The sequence below is a fragment of the Leifsonia sp. 10N434 genome (assembly GCF_056394405.1).
Window position 1 is genome coordinate 668,454 of the sequence record NZ_JBFTHV010000002.1, and the last position, 17,354, is coordinate 685,807.

Here is a 17,354-nt window from a genome sequence, read left to right on the forward strand (position 1 = left end):
TCCACCCGGCGCGGGGGTCTGGTGGTCGGGCGCCTGTGCTGGCACACTGAAACCGGATGGGGACGGGGCATATGGTCACGGGATGGGACGTAGCTGCTGAAGTCGTCGACCGGCCTGCGCTTCGTGATGTGATCGACGGCTCGGCACGGCACCCGCTGACACTGCTCGTCGCACAAGCCGGCGCCGGCAAGACGGTGCTGCTCTCGCAGTGGGCGCGCCAGCACCCCGAACTGGGTTTCGTCTGGCTCGACATCGATCCCCGCGACAACGAGGCCGCCCACCTGGCGCGCCGTATCGTCGCCCAGCTGGACACCATCTCAGAGGACACCGCGCACCTCGCGCTCCTCGCCGAGTCGGCACGTCGGTCGCTCGGGGCTCCCTTCCTCGACGCTCTCGTCGAGCAGCTGCGCGGCCTCGGCCCCTCCGCCATCGTGTTCGACGACCTGCACCTGCTCTCCAACCGTGCGTTGATCGACGACGTGATGTCGCTGGTCGACCGGCTCCCTGAGCAGGTCAGGCTCATCATCGCCACGCGTGTCGATCTCCCGCTCGGCTGGGTGCGCCGCCGCCTCCGCGGCGACGTCGCGGAGTTGAGGACGGCCGACCTGGCGTTCGATACCGCCGATGCGGCCGCATTGCTCGGGGCGATCGCGGGGAGGCCCATCTCCGAACGCAACGTTGAACTGCTGGTCGCGCGCACCGAAGGATGGGCAGCGGGGCTCCAGCTCGCCGGCCTCACGCTGCGCAATCGAGACGACGATGACGAGTTCGTCGGCCAGTTCGGAGGCACCGACCGTCTCGTCACCGACTATCTCGGCGAGGAGGTGCTCAACGCGCAGTCCGGCGAGCGCCGCACCCGCCTGCTGATCGCGTCGGCCCTCGACGAGATCAACGCCGACCTGCTGACCACCATCACCGGCGACGGCGAACTGCGGCCGTTCCTCGAGGACGTGGAGCGGGAATCGCTGTTCCTCGTCCCCCTCGACAGCCGTCGCGAGCGATTCCGCTTCCACCACCTCTTCCGTGATCTCCTCCGCTACCGTCTCCGCGCCGAAGCGCCGGACGTCGAGCGGTCGCTGCTACGGCGCGCGGCGCACTGGCATCTCGAGCGCGACGAGACCGACCGCGCCGTCGAGTACCTGCTGCGCGCGCGGGACTGGGAGGCCGCGCTCGACGTGATCCGCACCCGGGGCGCCGAGATCTACGAGCGCAGCGAGATGCGCGAGGTGATCCGGTGGATCGGGGAACTCCCGCCGCGAATCGTTCCCGAGCGCATCGACATCACCCTTCTGCTCGGGGTGCTGCGATCACTCGAGGGACAGCTTCCGGTCGCCGACGGGCTGCTGAGACAGGTGATCGTGAACCCGCAGGCGACGGCCGGGCAGCGGATGGTCGCCGAGACCATCCTCGCCGCCCGCGCCCAGTGGAGCGCGCATCCGGAGGTCTCGGCAGAGATGGCGCGCCGCGCGATCGCGCACTTGGAAGGGCAGCCCGACGTCACGCCGCCCGACATCCTGGGACTGACCGACCGTGACTCCCTCATGACCCTGGCCCTGCTGTCAGAGGGGAGGTCGTGCTTCCTCGACGGCCGGCCGCAGCAGGCGCGACGCTGGCTCGAGAAGGCGCTCGCCTCGGAAGGCTCGCGCTTCGTGCCGTGGCGCGTCAGCACGCTGGGGTCCCTCGCTCTGATCCACGCCTGGCTCGGGCGCACGACGGCCGCCGAGGAACTCGCCGACGAGGCGATCATCCTCGCCGAGGAGTCGGGCCTCGGCGAGCATCCGACCACCGCCGATGCTCATCTCGCTCGCGCGCTCGACGCTGCCGAACGCGCGGAAACGCATCGGGCGGCGGACGCGCTCCGCGAGGGCATCACGCTGGCGGACTCGAACGGACGCATTCAGCTGCTGTGGATCGGCCATGTCATCCAGGCCAGACTCCAGGAGCTGAACGGTGATGCCGCGGCCACTCCGCCCCTGGCGACACCGCCCGGCCCGCCCCCTGCGCTGGTCCGCGACAGGATGTTCGCCGCGCGCGCCCGTGCCCGTCGCCTCACGAGGGAATCGGACCACGCGACGACCGAGACAGTGGACGGCGGCGACGGGCCGGCCGTGCGGTTCGAACGCGCCGCGACGGCCCTGACCCGTCTGCGTCCGGATGCGGCCCGCCCGATCGTCCTCGCGGCGACCTCCGCCCACGCTCCCGACGCCGTCATCGAGAGCGTCGAGGGCCGCATCCTGCGCGCCTGGCTGGCGGAGCTGGAGGGGCGGACCGCGGCGAGCGAGGCGCACCTGCGCGCGGCGCTCGAACTTGCCTCCGGCGAGCAGCTGATCGATCCCTTCCTCCGTGCTGGGCCGGTCGTGACGAACCTGCTCCGCAGACTCCCCGGACCCCGTGACGCCCACGCTCAACGAATACTCGATTGCGCCAACGACCTCATCGCCGCACCGAGCACGGCGATCGCCGAGCCGCTCACACAGCGTGAACTGGAGATCCTGGCCCTCCTCCCGACGCGTGCGACCAACACGGAGCTGGCGGAGCGCTTCTTCGTCTCGGTCAACACCATCAAGACGCACACCGTGCACATCTATCGCAAGCTCGATGTACCCAACCGCAGCGCTGCCATCCTGCGAGCGCGTGAAGTCGGCCTGCTCCCCTGACCGACGTCACCCCATCAGGATGATGACCGCCCGGCGACGGCCGCGGTAGCTTCTGGCACAGGCACGGATGGTGCCCGTTTGCTGAAGGAGACAACCATGACGGACATACCTGAGACGGCGGCTCCGGTCGACTTCGTGATCGTCGAGTTCCCGGCGGGCGAATCCAACTTCTCCGGCGAGGTGATCGACGAGCTCGTCGCCCTGGTCGAGTCGGAAACGATCCGGCTGGTCGACGCGATGGTCCTCATCAAGGACGACGACGGCGAGGTCGAGGCCGTCGAGCTTTCGGACCTCGAGGGGATCGGCCCGCTCGAAGCGATCGCCGCCGACCTCGCCGAGTTCCTCGCGGCAGACGATGTCGCGCATCTGGCGGCGGCGATGGACCCGGGGAGTGTCGCCGGGGTGCTGGTCTACGAGAACCTGTGGGCCGCCCCGTTCGCTGCGGCGGTCAGGCGTGCCGGCGGTCAGCTGATCGCCGACGGACGCATCCACAGTCAGGACATCGCCGACGCCCTCGCGGCGGAAGAGGCGCTCGAAGAAGAAGGAGTCTGAGATGTTGCGAGCAGGACGAGTGGGACGCGTCGGCGTGGTGAGGGCGCCGATCGCGAAAGCAGCCGTGGTGACGCGAGCGGTGACGCCGGGGCCGGCGCCGGTCGCCAAGGCGGCCGTGGTCGGCGCGGCCATCACTCCCCGGCGCCGACGGTTCTAGAACCGGCAGCCGGGCCGTCAGAGTCGGCAGTCACGCAGTCAGAGAGGAAGAGCTAATGAGCACAGTGCAACGAACGGGGTGGGTCGGCTGGGGCCGCTTCGCCGCCGTCATCGTCCTCGTCAACGGGATCTTCGGAGTCCTCCAGGGGATCGTGGCGCTCTTCGCGCCCGACCCCTACTACGTCCTCGCCCGAGGTCACCTGTTCCTCTTCGACGTCTCAGGCTGGGGCTGGTGGACCCTCATCATCGGCATCCTCATGATCCTGACGGGCGCCGCCCTCTTCACCGGCGCGACCTGGGCGCGGGTGATCACGATCATCCTGGTCATCATCGGGGCGATCGGCCAGATGCTGCTGATCCCCGCTCAGCCGTGGTGGGCGTCGATCACCATCGGCATCGACATCCTGATCATCTACGCTCTGACCGCGCACGGTCGCGAGCTGCGCCCCGACGCGTAACGGACCAGAGGAGCCACCATGAACCCGGACCGCCACGCGCGCTCGATGCTGCCCATCCCAGACCGTCCGGCGCCGGGTCTGACGACCTACGATGCCAAAGACCCGGACACGTCGTATCCCCCCATCGAGCCGCTCCGGCCGCCCGCCGGCGCCCCGAACGTGCTGATCATCCTGGTGGATGACGCGGGCTTCGGCTCGGCGAGCGCGTTCGGCGGTCCCTGTGCCACCCCGAACGCGGAGAGACTCGCAGCGGGCGGACTGAGGTACAACCGTTTCCACACGACCGCTCTCTGCGCCCCGACGCGGCAAGCGCTGCTCACCGGCCGCAACCACCACTCGGTCGCCATGGGAAGCATCACGGAGACCGCCACCTCGGCGCCCGGCAACTCGTCGGTTCGCCCGAACACCAAGGCGCCGCTGGCGATGACGCTCAAGCTGAACGGATACTCGACCGCGCAGTTCGGGAAATGCCACGAAGTCCCGGTCTGGCAGTCGTCCCCGATGGGCCCGTTCGACGCGTGGCCGTCAGCCGGCGGCGGATTCGAGACTTTCTACGGCTTCATCGGCGGAGAGAACAACCAGTGGGACCCCGCCCTGTACGACGGCACCACGCCCGTGGAGCCTCCGGCCACGCCCGAAGAGGGCTATCACCTGACCGAGGACCTCGCCGACCGGGCGTGCAACTGGATCCGAACGCAGAAGGCACTCATGCCGGACAAGCCGTTCTTCGTCTACTTCGCGCCCGGCGCGACCCACGCACCGCACCACGTCCCGAAGGAGTGGGCCGACAAGTACAAGGGTGCGTTCGCCGACGGGTGGGACGCGCAGCGCGAGAAGACGTTCGCGCTACAGAAGGAGCTGGGGGTCATCCCGCCCGATGCGGAGCTCACGCCCCGCCATGACGAGATCCCCGCCTGGGACGACATGCCCGACGACCTCAAGCCGGTGCTCGAACGGGAGATGGAGGTGTACGCGGGCTTCATGGAGCACACCGACCACCACATCGGTCGCGTGATCGACACGGTGGAGGAGCTCGGTATCCTCGACGACACGATCATCTACTACATCATCGGCGACAACGGAGCCTCTGCGGAGGGCACCGTCAACGGCGCCTTCAACGAGATGGCGAACTTCAACGGGATGGCCGCGCTCGAGACGCCCGACTTCATGCGGTCGAAGATCGACGAGTTCGGAACGCCGACCTCGTACAACCACTACGCCGTCGGCTGGGCCTGGGCCATGGACACGCCCTTCCAGTGGACCAAGCAGGTCGCGTCGCACTGGGGAGGCACGCGCAACGGAACGATCGTGCACTGGCCGAACGGCATAGAGGAGAAAGGCGGCCTGCGCTCGCAGTTCACGCACGTGATCGACGTCGCACCGACGGTGCTCGAGGCCGCCGGACTCCCCGAGCCCACCATGGTCAACGGCGTGCAGCAGTCGCCGATGGAGGGCACCAGCATGCTCTACACCTTCGGCAATCCCGACGATCCCGAACGCCACGACCTGCAGTACTTCGAGATGTTCGGCAACCGCGGCCTCTACTACAAGGGCTGGAGTGCGGTCACGAAACACCGCACCCCCTGGGTGATGGTGGGCGGTACGCTGCCCGCGTTCGACGACGATGTCTGGGAGCTCTACGACGGCTCCGGCGACTACAGCCAGGCGCGCGACCTCGTCACCGAGCATCCGGAGATGCTCGCCAAGCTGCAGCGGTTGTGGCTGATCGAGGCGACCAAGTACAACGTGCTGCCCATCGACGACCGCGGCATCGAACGGGCGACGCCGGAGATCGCCGGCCGACCGACCCTGATCCACGGGAACACGCAGCTTCTCTTCAGCGGGATGGGCCGGCTCTCCGAGAACAGCGTCGTCAGCATCAAGAACAAATCGTTCTCGGTCACGGCCGAGATCGTGGTCCCCGAGTCCGGTTCGGCCGGCGTCATCATCGCCCAGGGCGGCCGGTTCGGCGGATGGAGCCTCTACGTCGCCGACGGGAAACTGAAGTTCGTGTACAACGTGCTCGGCATCCAGGAGTTCGCCACGGAAGCGGGTCGACCACTGCCGTCAGGACGACACCAGGTGCGGATGGAGTTCGCCTACGACGGTGGCGGGCTCGGCAAGGGTGGCGACGTCACCCTGTACTACGACGGGGAGAGCGTCGGCACCGGACGGGTCGCTGCCACCCAGGCGATGGTCTTCTCTGCGGACGAGACGACGGATGTCGGCTACGAGTCCGGCACGGCCGTGGCGTCTGACTACACGCCGCAGACGAGTCGGTTCAGGGGCACGATCGCCTGGGTGCAGATCGACCTCGGCGACGACGACAACGACCACTTCATCGATCCCGAGGAGCGCTTCCGCATCATCATGGCCCGCCAGTGACCGGAGGAGCTGCAGGGGCACGAAACCCCGCGCTCCTCCGGCACGGCTGCACCGTGGCTCAGGCGGACGGCGTGGCGACTCCGCGGCCGAAGGTGATCGCGCGGATGATCTGGATGATGCCGAGCACGATCAGGCTGATGCCGGCGATGATGAAGAGCACGACGAAGCCCCAGGCCGGCGAGAACAGCAGCACGATACCGGCGACGAGGCTCAGGGCGCCGAAAAAGATCGCCCATCCGCGCGACGGCGCGTCTCCGAGCTGTGCGAGCGTCACCGCGCCCTCCACGATCCAGGCGATGCCGATCAGGATGCCGAAGAACACGGCCAGGAACGCGGTCGTGCCCGCGAGGTTCGAGAAGGCCAGCACGGCCGCGATGATCATCAGAACGCCGAAGATGATGTCGAGCGCCCTGGCACCTCCGCTGAGACCCTTCGCGAAGATGCCGATACCGAGGTAGGCGAGCCCGGCGACGATCAGGTAGATGCCGATCAGCACGGCGAGACCCACGGCGGCGGTCTTGGGCCAGAACGTGATGATGATGCCGATGATCAGGGAGACCGCTCCGCTGATGCCGAGCGCGACCCGCACGCTGTTGATCATCGAGGTCGTCATGTCCTTGCCATTGAGCGAGAACGAGGCGAATGCAGACGGTTGAGAAGTGGACATCGTCGATCCTTTCGCTGGATGCTCGGACCTTATCGCTCCGCGGTGCGCCCTGTCCATCGATCGTGTCGCGGGTCGGCATCCGGTGTCGCGCGCCCGATCGGCACCCGTCAATTGTTGACGGTTTTCGTCCCTCGATTTGGGCACACGGAGCCGGGCTGACTAGCGTGGTCAACGACCCGGGGATGCATGGTCTCGACGTGGAAACGACCGGAAAACGGATACGTCTCACCCCGACGCGTTCTCGACGTGCATCCCCTGGGGGTCGAACTCCTCCAGCGCTCCTCCGCTAACGGCGGCGACGCTCACGCAGCGCCCGTCGGCGCTCGCGTCTGCTCATGGCCGCGAGCTCGGCATCCTCGCGTTCGCGTGCCTCCGCCAGCTCCCGTCGTCGCGCATCCCGTCGATCGCGTCGTCTGGCCAATTCGTCGCCGATGTCGCGCGTCGGCGTGACGACCGGAGGGCCTCCTTGCAACTGCCGCCGGGCCTCGATCACGCGGCGATTGAAGTCCTCGAGCAGCTCGCGGGCGGCCTGTTCCGACGGCGCGGCGTCGACCTTCGCGTCGAGCTGCGCGTCTTCGGTGCGCAACGTCAGCGCGGGCGGGCCGAGCCCGGTGAGGCGCTCGTTCTCGATCTTCTGCCGGATCCACCAGTTGGGGTCGTGCGTGCCCGTGAGGTTCTTCAGCGGCTTGCCCGATCCGGGCAGGTTGTCGAAATCGCCGCGACGGATCGCCTGCGCGATCGTCATCTCGATGATCGCTGCGCGCTGCTCCATCGTCGGCTGCCCGGCCGTCGAGCCCTCGTCGTCGTCCCCCGACTCCTGCGTCAGCCGGTCCACCTGGTAGCGAGCGGCCGCAAGGCGGGAGTCCTTCGGCTCCTTCTTGCCCGTCATGACATCCAGCCTAGATTTCTCTCGCGGATTGGGCCAGTTCGCGCCGCGTTACGCGCTCGGGTCCTGGTCCCGAGGGTTCCGGGGTCCGCCCGGTCCCCGGCCGGAACGTCCGGCGACCGTCGGGAAACTCCCGGTGTAGCCCTGCCGCTCGCGCGCGATCGCGAGGATCTTGTTGCGGCTGGCGTACCACCCGACGATGAGCGCGGGGATGATGACCACGAGGGAGGCGACCGTGTAAGTCCCCGTCGGGTAGTCGAACGCCATCAGCACCACCACCGCGACCAGGAACGCGAGGGTCAGGTACGACGTGAACGGCGCGCCGAACAGCCGGAACGACGGTCGCTCGATCTTCCCCTGCATGGCCCAGCGCCTCAGCTGCATCTGACAGAGGATGATCATCCCCCAACTCGTCACGATGCCGAGCGATGCGATGTTGACGACGATGTTGAAGGCGTCCTCCGGCACGATCAGATTGAGGAACACGCCGAGCACGCCGATGGCGCCGGTGAGCAGGATGCCGCCATACGGCACACCCCGGGTGTTCATCCGGCCCGTGAAGCCGGGCGCCGCCCCCGTCTGCGCCATCGAGTGCAGGATGCGGCCGGTCGAGTACATGCCGGCGTTGAGGCTGGACAGCGCGGCGGTCAGCACGACGAAGTTCATGATCGAGCCGACGATCGCGCCGAGCTCCGGCGATCCGAGATGGCTGAAGAATGTGACGAACGGGCTCTCGCTGGCGCTGTACACGTCGGACGGGAGCAGGAGCGCGAGCAGCAGCACCGACCCGCAGTAGAACACCGCGATGCGGAACACCACGCTGTTGATCGCCTTCGGCATGATCTTCTCGGGGTTCTCCGTCTCGCCGGCCGCCGTGCCGACGAGCTCGACCCCGGCATACGCGAACACGACGCCCTGCACGAGCACGATCGCCATGCCGATGGTCGCGACGCCGTGCGGGAGCAGCCAGCCGTTCTGGGCGAGCATCGCGAACCCGGTGACGCCCTGATCCGTCGGCCAGCCGAACGAGAGCACCACGATTCCGACGAGGAGGAAGGCGACGAGCGCGCTCACCTTGATGAGCGCGAACCAGAACTCCATCTCGCCGAACACCTTCACCGAGATGAGGTTGAGGCTCACGACGACGACGAGCGCGATGAGGGCCAGCAGCCACTGGGGCACCGAGGAGAACGCGCTCCAGTACTTGACGTAGAGGGCGATGGCGGTCGAATCGACGATGGCGGTCATCGCCCAATTGAGGAAGTACATCCAGCCCGCGACGTAGGCCATCTTCTCGCCGTAGAACTCGCGCGCATACGACACGAACGAACCGGACGACGGACGGTGCAGCACCAGCTCGCCGAGAGCGCGCAGCACCAGGAAGGCGAAGAAGCCGCAAAGCGCGTAGACGAAGACGAGCATCGGTCCGCCCTGTTCCAGGCGGCCTCCCGCACCGAGGAAGAGCCCTGTGCCGATGGCGCCGCCGATGGCGATCATCTGCACCTGTCTAGGCTTGAGGGACTTGTGGTAGCCCTCCTGCTCACTCGAGAAGTCCTGGACCGCCTGGCTCAGATCGCCGACGTGCTCGCGGCTGTTCTCGAGTTCATCGGCCGGATCGTGGGCGCCGTCTCCCGGAGTGCGTGTCGTCATCGTCTCCCCTTTCGCAACGCCGACCGTCACACCCTATCCCCCGTTCGGGCGCCACCCGGACCCACGCGGCGGCGACCGATCCACCACTACGGGGGCTACGCCGGCGCCTTGCCGCGACCATAGCCTGAGTGCGAGAAGAGGAGAGCCGCCCGTGACCACCGCCGCACCCGAACTCCAGCTGACCTTGGAGGCTGGCACCCGCATCGATCTGTTCCGTCACGGCTCGGCTCAGGCTCACGGCATCCCGGACATCAGCGCCGTACTCGGCTTCATCTCGAACCGGGGCTGGGGTGACGTCGAACTGACCGTCGACGACCTGTTCACGGGCGACCACTCCCCCATCGGCATGTTCGTGCGGGTCGTCAACGCGGCGGGCGCCCGCCGCACGGTGCCGCTGAAGGTCACCGCGCTCGGCTGATCCGGGGCTCGGCTCCGCCTGCGGGCTTGAGCGTCGCGCGCGCGTTGGGCCCCTGTATTGGGGGGTAGACCGATCGGGACGGGCTACCGCTATCGTCTGAACGTGAGGAACGCTCAGTGAATCGGGGGGACGCGGCGTCGGCCGCGCCGACGGCGACAGCGCTTCCCGTTTCCACGGAGCCTGCGCACACGCCACCACCGGGTGCGCCGACGCCGCAGCGCCTCGCCCACATCGACGGCCTGCGTGCCATCGCGGTCGCGGCCGTGGTCTTGTACCACTACGGCATCCCCGGCATCCAGAACGGCTTCCTCGGTGTCGACGTGTTCTTCGTGATCAGCGGCTACGTCATCAGCCGATCGCTGACGACGGCGCACGCGAAGAGCCAGGGCCGCCTGAGGAGTTGGCTCTTCGAGTTCTACGGCAGGCGGGTGTGGCGGATCGCGCCGGCGCTTCTCGTCATGATCGGGATCGTCGGCGTCCTGTTCGCATTGTTCGAGCCGCGAGGCTATGCGTCCGCACCGATTCTCTGGACATCCATCGGCGCATCGGTCGGGGTGGCGAACCTGGTGCTGCTCGGGAGCGAGCAGGGCGACTACTTCGGAGCGACCACGGCGTTCAATCCGTTCCTGCACACCTGGTCGCTCGGTGTGGAGGAGCAGTTCTACCTGATCTTCCCGCTGCTGCTGTGGCTGCTGCTCAGCGCCGGCACGGTCGTCGCACGCCGACGCGCCCGCCTGCCCGTCATCGTGCTCGCCCTCCTGTCGCTCGGCCTCGCCGTGTGGTTCTGGCGGACGAATCCGAGTGCGTCGTTCTACCTGCTGCCCACGCGGTTCTGGGAGCTCGCGGCCGGCGCGCTCGCGTTCCAGGCCGCGCGCTGGGTGGACACCCGCATGCGCGGCAACGCGCTCCGCCTCGTCGTCAGCTGGGTCGCGCTGGCGGCCATCGTGGCGTCGATGGTGGGAGTGGGCGGCGCGGACAGTCCGTTCCCGGCGGCCCTGCTCCCCGTAGCGGCGACCGTGCTCGTGATCTGGTTCGCACCCGTCGAGCGTGCGGGATGGGGCGCCCCCGGGCGCTGGCTGCGCGCGACGCCGGTCACCTGGCTCGGACGCGTCTCGTATTCGCTCTACCTCTGGCATTGGCCGGTGATCGTCATCGGGCTGTGGGTGTTCGGATCGCGTGGCCCGATCGGCATCCTGGTCGCGATCGTGGCGGCGGTCGGTCTCGCAGCACTGTCGTACTACGGCGTCGAACGCCCCATCCTCCGCAGTCGCGTGGCGCACGCCCCGTTGAGGCGCTCCCACTGGCTCCTCGGCGGGACCGCCATCGCCCTGACCCTCTCCATCGTCGTGGTCATCGGATGGCAGCACGACAGATTCTCGCGGGCATCGCCGATCTCGCTCTCGGTGACGACGCAATCCGGCTGGGCGAACGACCGGATGCCGAACCAGCCCGAGCAGACGGCGAACGACATCGCCGGCGCGCCGCGACTGATCAACATCGGGGATTCGCACGCGGGCGCCTACACGGCGATGGTGACGGCGGCGGCGAAGAATCGCGGCCTCTCCCTCACCATCGCAAGCCATTCGGGATGCGGCTTCACGCTCCTCGCACCCGTCCCGACGGACGGCAGCTGCGCGACGGCGTGGGAGGCGATCGACTCGGCCCGATCCGGTGACGTGGCCGTGTTCATCGGACTCCGCGTCCCGCGCATCGCCGACGCTGGCGAGCTGGAGCCCGAATATCTCGCCGACAGCCCCGTGAACGTGGCATCGCGTGGCGCGGCCATCGCCCAGTTCCAGCCCATCGCCCGGGCATTGACCGCTCGAGGTGTGAAGGTCTTAGTGAACAGTCCGGAGCCGCTGTTCGGCCGGGCCCCATATCTGTGCGAGGACTGGTGGTTCGCGGCGAACTCAGGATGCGCGTTTCCGAGCACGATGGAGCGCTCGGCTGAAGTGCAGCGCGCCGGCCTCGCCAGGGACAGCATCGACGCCGTTGTGGCCGCCAATCCCGCCGTGACCGTGTGGAACGTCTTCGACGCGCTCTGCCCGCCGGCGAACAGCACCTGCAGTCAATACGACGCCGACGGACACGTGCTCTTCGTCGACACCGATCACGTCTCGGGCTGGGGAAACGCGACGGCCCTGCCCAGCTTCGAAGCCGCGCTCGACAGCGCACTCGGGCCGGAGAACAGTCCCCGGGCAGAGGAGTGACCAGCCACCCCCGTAGCCGGTCACTCGTCGCCGTCCGGTCCCAAACCAGCACGGCGACTCATCGAGGGCCCTGACGATGCATGCCCCCGGAACATCCATACTGTCGTCCGGCCCGGTGGATTCTCAACGTGCATCCGGTGAACAATCGGTGTCATCGCGCGGCCGTTGTGGCATCGTGTGGACATGACGACGACAACGAGGGTGTTGAGTGTGACCGTTCCGGTGCCCGATCAGGACCGGGCTCTGGAGTTCTACCGCGACGTGCTGGGCTGCGAGGTGCGCTACGACGGCGAGCCGTGGCCGGGCGCCCGCATGGTCGAGGTCGTGCCGCCGGGATCGTCGGTCGGAATCGTCCTCCTTCCGGCCGACAGCGAGATCCCGGTCGCGCTGCGCCTGGGAACGGATGATGCGCAGGCCGCATTCGACCGCGTGAAGGAAGCAGGAAGCACCCTGCACAACGACGCGCCGATCTCGCTGGGCGGGGGCACGCCGATGTTCTTCTTCGACGACCCGTTCGGAAACGGGCTCGTGTACATCCAGGAGGGCTGACCGGCTCGGCGTCTGCCCGCCGATCTACGGGTTCCCGTTCTCGCGAACGCTGCTGCCGGAGCGTGCTTCGAGCGCATCGGCCATTCGCTCGACTGCCGCCGCGATGCGTCTCAGATACGCCAACATGCTGATGCCGGCCAGTACCACCAGAACAATTGCTGCCATCACGAGCCAGTCCATAGCTCAACACCCTATCGAGGGCTCGTCAGCGCAGGTGCAGCAGCCAGCTGCGGAGCCGACGCTCTCGAACCTGCATCGGCGCTCCTGGATCATTCTGGATGAAGCCTCACCCTGCGGACGAGGCCAGGGGCGGTGTCAGCAGAACGGCGACGACAAGCACCACGGCCGTCGTGATGGCCAGTCCGACGAGAAGCACGAGCCATACCCGCTGCTTCGCCGCTCGAGCAGCGTACCCGGCGCCGATCGCAGCGCCGCCCGGGACGATGAAGGACACGACTGCCCAGAACCGCACCTTCCAGATGGTCTCGCCAGCGTTCAGCTCGGAGATGCTGTCCGGGTACGGCCCCGGCCAGCCGTAACGGAGCACATGCTGCCACTCCCCGTAAGCAGATGCTGCGGGTACGACCAGGAGTACGGCGGCAGCGATGAAGACATAAGCGGCCCCATGGGCGCGGTTATGTTCCGCGTTCGAGGGTCCCCCGACCTCATCCATTCTCGGGCTGGGCGTCAGCCTGGCTGACTGCTCGACGTCCCCCGCCGCACGGAACCACGGCCGATCGCGAACCAGAGTATAGGCCCGACCAGCGGGACGAGAGTAACGAGGATGAGCCAGACGGCGACCGGGGTCGCCGGCGCTTTGCTGACGGCGATCTGGATCACAGCGACGAGCCACGGGACGAAGAAAACAAACACCAGAATGATGAGGTGCCATCCGGTAAGCCCGCCGAGCATGCGTTCCCCTTGTCCTAGTTCAACGTGTCGGACCCACGGTAGCGCACGGAGGAGGTTTACCCGCTCGGCGGCTGTACTCCGGCCTCGGCCCGCCGTCGAGCTTCGTCACGCACGAGCACCAGCCCGACAGCCACTAGAACAAGAGCGGCCGCAAGCCGCAGCAGCAGCATCCCATTCCGAAGCTCCCGGCGCCCGATATCGACAACCGGTGTCTGCCCGAGGTCAGCGGCGGCCGACGTGTCGAATTCGTGCCGGCCACGTTGACGGTCAGTCATGAGGTCCGCCCTGTCCGCGACCGTCGCCGGTCTTCCGGTGGCCGAGCTCGCGCGGCAACGGTGGGTTGACCCCGCGGAGGCCGTGACGGCGAGCGGCACGCATGAGCGGGATGAAGAACCCGATCGATGCCAGTCCGAGGACGCCGAGGATGATCGGCAACCATCCGGACGAGTGACCGGACGTGACGAGGACTACACCGATAGGAAAACCGATGACCGCCAGGATGACACCGAATGCGATCCCGAGAGCAGCCCGGGATGCGAACCAGGAGTAGCTGACCTTCCGAGGATCGGAACCGTCCGCGTTCTGGTGCTGCGTCAACTAGTCACCTCCCAGTTCCGACCTCGACGTCGCATCAGCGAGCAGGTCCGCCTGGCGTTGCATCTTCCGACGCTGGTTCCGTTGCAGGAACGCCGTCCCGATCACGCACGCGGTAACAATCAGGGACAGCACCAGCATGAAGACGCTTTCACCCCGCTCCGGGCCTTCCACCACGAGGAGTAGCACCTCGTAACCGGCGAACAGCAACCAACCGATCCCGATAGCGAGATACACGCCGAACGCGTGCGCACGAACCCAACCCGCCGGCGTCACACTCGGTCACCGCCCTGCTTCGGATCGTTGCGATGCCGGTAAGTGATGACGGTCGCTAGGACACCCAGTGGTACCGCTGCGATGCTGAAGACGATGAGGATGATTCCCCACCAGGTGAAGATCTCGCCTCGGGATACGGCGCGCGCAATGTTGGAGATACCAATGAACGCCCACAGAATCGTGAGGATGGCGTTCAGTTTCCAGCTCGAGTTGCCGCACAGCAGTCGTCGTGTCTTGGCGTTCACGGGCGAGAGTGTACCCCGCGGTGAGTGACCCTCAGGTTTCGGGTGTGTGGTCGCTACCTCCGGACGCCCGACTCCCGTCTGCTTCCGCCTCAGGAACGACGTAAGGCCGCCAAGACTCCCGGGCCTTCTTCCGGTTGGCCAGGATCAGCACAAGCGCGGCGAGGAGAAATCCGATGCCGGCGACAACAGCCAGCTCAACCGCGTCGTCGGGAACGCTCGTCTGTCGGGGCACCCAGCCGAGAGCGTAGAAAAGGAGGGTGCCGCAGAAGAGGATGCCGCCGATCGGTAGCAGGAAACGAATCGCGATCTCGCTGGCAAGGAACACCACTCTCAACATCATGCGACCTCCGCGCCCACTACCGGCGCCCAGACTTCACGAACCTGAACCCCCACACACCAACGAGGACCACCCCGAGCGCGGTGAACGCAATACCAACAAGCAGAAGGACGACCTGTGAGGCGCTGTGCCGTTCGAACGTCAGCTGGGCGAGGAACGACAGGACGCTTCCGAGAAGGAAGACTGCAGCCCCGGCCACACCGAGGTTCAACACTTCTCGCGGTCGCTCCCGCCCTGGGTTTCTCGTTCCGATCCAGCCTGACGTCGCACAGGTCGCCCCGACTAGCGCGATCAGCAAACCCCAGCTCCACCCGGCCAGCAACAGAACGAAACCGGCAACGAACGCGACCACCCCGGCGACGGCCAGCAGTACCCAGGCCGTCCGCTTCGTCATACGTCGGATCGTACGCCGACGTCACCTTGATCGACGCCGGAGCCCGACCACGCCAACGATGGCCAGGGCGGCCCCAGCCAGCATGATGCCGAACGAGAACCCGCACGCTTTCGGGGGTGAGCCTGGGAAGAATACCAACCAGGCGCCTTCAACAACGGCGACCACAGCACCGACGACGATGAAGGCAACGAACTGGCTCCGCGGCCGTCTCGGGTTCATGCCGGAGACGATACGCCCCAGCCGAAGTGCCGAGTGTCGACGTCGGGCGTACTATCCACGGCATGACTGGGACAGTTCGCCGGCGATACACGCCGTTCGCGCGGTCGCACGTGGCGAGAACACGCAGGCCGGAGCAGGAGCGGACATGCTGATCGCAGCTGCGATTCTGACCGGCGGAGGGTTCGTCGCCCTCATCATCGGCGCCATCGTCCACGCCCCGTATGTTCTCGGGATGGTCTTCGCCGGCCTCATCATCGTCGGGTTCGGGCTGTTCTTCGCCGCGATGATGCGACAGCGGAGACAGCGCCGCACCCAGCCCGGAGAAGACCGGTGACTGGCAGAGGGGAAACCTCACGGCCGACTTCCCCTAGCAACCCGCGGGTGCCGCAGAAGTGGATTTGGCGGTTCATGATCGTCGCGTCAGCACTCATCGCCGTAACACTCATCGCGTTTTTCGCCGCCTGGGCATTGGGAGCGAACCGGAACACCCTCGTCTGGCTGGCGATGGCACAGGCTACAAGCTGGCTGCTCCTGGCTGTCGCAGGTGTCGCCAATCTGCTCACCGGAGGGCACCGCGCCCGATGAATACGCCACCTCGGATCCCGCCCAGAAGTCGACATGACTCGTCCTCGGCTGCATGCGGGCCGATACTCGGCGCATGGCAACAAAAAAGCCCGGATGACCGGGCTTTTCGCTACTGGATTCTACTGCTGGGGTACCTGGACTCGAACCAAGAACAACTGAACCAGAATCAGCCGTGTTGCCAATTACACCATACCCCACTGCGCCGATCCGGAGAGCGGCACCGAGAGTCAACTTTAGCCTACGCAGACCCTCAACTACAAAACGGGCGCGTCGAGCCCGACGCTCAGGCCGATCAGGTCGCGGTTGACGGCCGCCGCCACGACGGCGCCGGCTCCCGCGGCCACGATCAGCTGCTGCGGACCGGGCGGCGTCGTCTCCCCCACGGCGTACACGCCGGGCACCGACGTACGGCCCTGCGCGTCCGTCAGCAGGTAGCCGTCGTCGTCGCTGTCGAGGTCGAGGCCCTCCACGAAACGCAGTGCCGGCGTCCACACCGGTCGCACGAATCCGCCTTCGCGTTCGATGACGGTGCCGTCGGTGAGCCGCACGCCGGTCAGCACGCCGCGCTCCCCCGTCAGGTCGTCGATCGGGCGCCGCTCCACCCGCACACCGAGACGTGCGAGCGTGCGTTCGTCGTCCTCGGCGATCACGCCGACACCGTTGGTGAAGACGATCAGATCGTCGGACCACTGCGTGAGCAGCAGGGCGCGCTCGGCGAGATCGTCGGTCTCGCCGATCAACGCGAGCGGAGCATCCGCCTTCTCGAACGCGTCGCACTCGATGCAGCTGTGCAGCTGGGTGCCGTAGTAGGCCCGGATGCTCGGAAGCGCCGGCATGGTCTCGGTGACGCCGGTCGCGACCACGACGGCCTGCGCGACCACGTCGATGTCTGCCGCACCCCGCACGCCCGACGCGACCACGCGGAATCCGGAGCCCGACAGCTCGACCGAGCGCACCTCGGCGAAGACGACCTCGCCGTTGTCGTAGCTCTCGACATCCTCACGTCCGAGCCTGCGCAGCTCGAGCGGCGGAACACCATCGCGGGTGAGGAAGCCCTTGGCGAGCAGCGTTGCCGCATGCCGGGGCCGGTTGCTGTCGACGACGAGAACCCGCCGGCGCGCCCGTACCAGGTTGAGGGCGGCGGAGAGCCCAGCAGGACCACCGCCGATGACGACGACCTCGTACGACTCGCTGCTCATGCCCG

Annotated in this window: 22 protein-coding genes and 1 tRNA gene; 10 read left to right on the forward strand and 13 right to left on the reverse strand. The window is 67.3% G+C overall.

From position 1 onward, the window contains the following. Positions 1-56: 56 nt before the first annotated feature. The 5 genes from AC1DB1_RS08865 to AC1DB1_RS08885 all read left to right on the forward strand — a co-directional run bounded on the left by AC1DB1_RS08865 (position 57) and on the right by AC1DB1_RS08885 (position 6,208). Entirely contained in the window at positions 57-2,657 is a 2,601-nt protein-coding gene (locus tag AC1DB1_RS08865) for a winged helix-turn-helix domain-containing protein (protein ID WP_477200479.1), read from the forward strand. Between the two features lie 96 nt (positions 2,658-2,753). Continuing rightward, complete coding sequence (locus AC1DB1_RS08870) at positions 2,754-3,209, forward strand: DUF6325 family protein (protein ID WP_477200480.1); 456 nt, start codon at positions 2,754-2,756, stop codon at positions 3,207-3,209. A 1-nt stretch (position 3,210) separates the two neighbouring features. Beyond that, a complete protein-coding gene (locus AC1DB1_RS08875) occupies positions 3,211-3,366 on the forward strand; it encodes a hypothetical protein (RefSeq protein ID WP_271178302.1) in 156 nt (51 codons plus the stop codon). Positions 3,367-3,421: 55 nt separating this feature from the next. After that, positions 3,422-3,823 carry a DUF7144 family membrane protein gene (locus AC1DB1_RS08880; protein ID WP_477200481.1) on the forward strand — a complete coding sequence of 134 codons (402 nt, stop codon included), beginning with the start codon at positions 3,422-3,424 and terminating at the stop codon, positions 3,821-3,823. 18 nt (positions 3,824-3,841) lie between these two features. Beyond that, positions 3,842-6,208 carry a sulfatase-like hydrolase/transferase gene (locus AC1DB1_RS08885; RefSeq protein WP_477200482.1) on the forward strand — a complete coding sequence of 789 codons (2,367 nt, stop codon included), beginning with the start codon at positions 3,842-3,844 and terminating at the stop codon, positions 6,206-6,208. 58 nt (positions 6,209-6,266) lie between these two features. Here AC1DB1_RS08885 and AC1DB1_RS08890 read toward each other — a convergent pair whose 3' ends face one another. The 3 genes from AC1DB1_RS08890 to AC1DB1_RS08900 all read right to left on the reverse strand — a co-directional run bounded on the left by AC1DB1_RS08890 (position 6,267) and on the right by AC1DB1_RS08900 (position 9,411). Continuing rightward, complete coding sequence (locus AC1DB1_RS08890; RefSeq protein ID WP_477200483.1) at positions 6,267-6,875, reverse strand: HdeD family acid-resistance protein; 609 nt, start codon at positions 6,873-6,875, stop codon at positions 6,267-6,269. A gap of 286 nt (positions 6,876-7,161) precedes the next feature. After that, on the reverse strand, positions 7,162-7,764 hold the full coding sequence (locus AC1DB1_RS08895) for a DnaJ family domain-containing protein (RefSeq protein WP_271178299.1): 603 nt from the start codon (positions 7,762-7,764) through the stop codon (positions 7,162-7,164). Positions 7,765-7,812: 48 nt separating this feature from the next. Then, the gene (locus AC1DB1_RS08900) at positions 7,813-9,411 is read right to left on the reverse strand and encodes an amino acid permease (protein WP_271178298.1); all 1,599 of its coding nucleotides are present in this window, start codon (positions 9,409-9,411) and stop codon (positions 7,813-7,815) included. 151 nt (positions 9,412-9,562) lie between these two features. Between AC1DB1_RS08900 and AC1DB1_RS08905 the strand changes: the two genes are divergently transcribed. From AC1DB1_RS08905 to AC1DB1_RS08915, 3 genes are all read left to right on the forward strand, one after another. Continuing rightward, entirely contained in the window at positions 9,563-9,829 is a 267-nt protein-coding gene (locus tag AC1DB1_RS08905; protein WP_477200484.1) for a hypothetical protein, read from the forward strand. A 116-nt stretch (positions 9,830-9,945) separates the two neighbouring features. Then, positions 9,946-12,039 carry an acyltransferase family protein gene (locus AC1DB1_RS08910; protein ID WP_477200485.1) on the forward strand — a complete coding sequence of 698 codons (2,094 nt, stop codon included), beginning with the start codon at positions 9,946-9,948 and terminating at the stop codon, positions 12,037-12,039. Positions 12,040-12,222: 183 nt separating this feature from the next. Further along, positions 12,223-12,588 carry a VOC family protein gene (locus AC1DB1_RS08915; protein WP_271178295.1) on the forward strand — a complete coding sequence of 122 codons (366 nt, stop codon included), beginning with the start codon at positions 12,223-12,225 and terminating at the stop codon, positions 12,586-12,588. A 24-nt stretch (positions 12,589-12,612) separates the two neighbouring features. Here the strand turns inward: AC1DB1_RS08915 and AC1DB1_RS08920 are convergent, their stop codons facing one another. The 8 genes from AC1DB1_RS08920 to AC1DB1_RS08955 all read right to left on the reverse strand — a co-directional run bounded on the left by AC1DB1_RS08920 (position 12,613) and on the right by AC1DB1_RS08955 (position 15,346). Then, positions 12,613-12,768: a hypothetical protein gene (locus AC1DB1_RS08920; RefSeq protein WP_271178294.1), complete on the reverse strand. Its 156-nt coding sequence runs from the start codon at positions 12,766-12,768 to the stop codon at positions 12,613-12,615. 106 nt (positions 12,769-12,874) lie between these two features. Then, positions 12,875-13,135 carry a hypothetical protein gene (locus AC1DB1_RS08925; protein WP_477200486.1) on the reverse strand — a complete coding sequence of 87 codons (261 nt, stop codon included), beginning with the start codon at positions 13,133-13,135 and terminating at the stop codon, positions 12,875-12,877. 140 nt (positions 13,136-13,275) lie between these two features. Further along, positions 13,276-13,500, reverse strand: a complete 225-nt coding sequence (locus AC1DB1_RS08930; RefSeq protein ID WP_477200487.1) for a PLDc N-terminal domain-containing protein — start codon at positions 13,498-13,500, stop codon at positions 13,276-13,278. Between the two features lie 267 nt (positions 13,501-13,767). Next, positions 13,768-14,097: a hypothetical protein gene (locus tag AC1DB1_RS08935; RefSeq protein ID WP_477200488.1), complete on the reverse strand. Its 330-nt coding sequence runs from the start codon at positions 14,095-14,097 to the stop codon at positions 13,768-13,770. After that, positions 14,098-14,331: a hypothetical protein gene (locus AC1DB1_RS08940; protein ID WP_477200489.1), complete on the reverse strand. Its 234-nt coding sequence runs from the start codon at positions 14,329-14,331 to the stop codon at positions 14,098-14,100. A gap of 35 nt (positions 14,332-14,366) precedes the next feature. After that, positions 14,367-14,615, reverse strand: coding sequence for a hypothetical protein (locus AC1DB1_RS08945; protein ID WP_477200490.1), 249 nt, complete (start codon positions 14,613-14,615; stop codon positions 14,367-14,369). A 31-nt stretch (positions 14,616-14,646) separates the two neighbouring features. Next, a complete protein-coding gene (locus AC1DB1_RS08950) occupies positions 14,647-14,955 on the reverse strand; it encodes a hypothetical protein (RefSeq protein WP_477200491.1) in 309 nt (102 codons plus the stop codon). Between the two features lie 16 nt (positions 14,956-14,971). Beyond that, the gene (locus tag AC1DB1_RS08955; protein ID WP_477200492.1) at positions 14,972-15,346 is read right to left on the reverse strand and encodes a hypothetical protein; all 375 of its coding nucleotides are present in this window, start codon (positions 15,344-15,346) and stop codon (positions 14,972-14,974) included. Positions 15,347-15,710: 364 nt separating this feature from the next. On the opposite strand from AC1DB1_RS08955, the gene AC1DB1_RS08960 reads away from it, so the two are divergent. After that, positions 15,711-15,899 (forward strand): hypothetical protein, encoded by a 189-nt coding sequence (locus AC1DB1_RS08960; RefSeq protein WP_477200493.1) that lies wholly within the window; start codon positions 15,711-15,713, stop codon positions 15,897-15,899. A 47-nt stretch (positions 15,900-15,946) separates the two neighbouring features. Beyond that, positions 15,947-16,150, forward strand: coding sequence for a hypothetical protein (locus AC1DB1_RS08965; protein ID WP_477200494.1), 204 nt, complete (start codon positions 15,947-15,949; stop codon positions 16,148-16,150). A gap of 125 nt (positions 16,151-16,275) precedes the next feature. Here AC1DB1_RS08965 and AC1DB1_RS08970 read toward each other — a convergent pair. After that, positions 16,276-16,347 (reverse strand) — tRNA-Gln (locus AC1DB1_RS08970). Positions 16,348-16,404: 57 nt separating this feature from the next. Next, positions 16,405-17,349 (reverse strand): NAD(P)/FAD-dependent oxidoreductase, encoded by a 945-nt coding sequence (locus AC1DB1_RS08975; RefSeq protein ID WP_477200495.1) that lies wholly within the window; start codon positions 17,347-17,349, stop codon positions 16,405-16,407. Between the last annotated feature and the right edge of the window lie 5 nt (positions 17,350-17,354).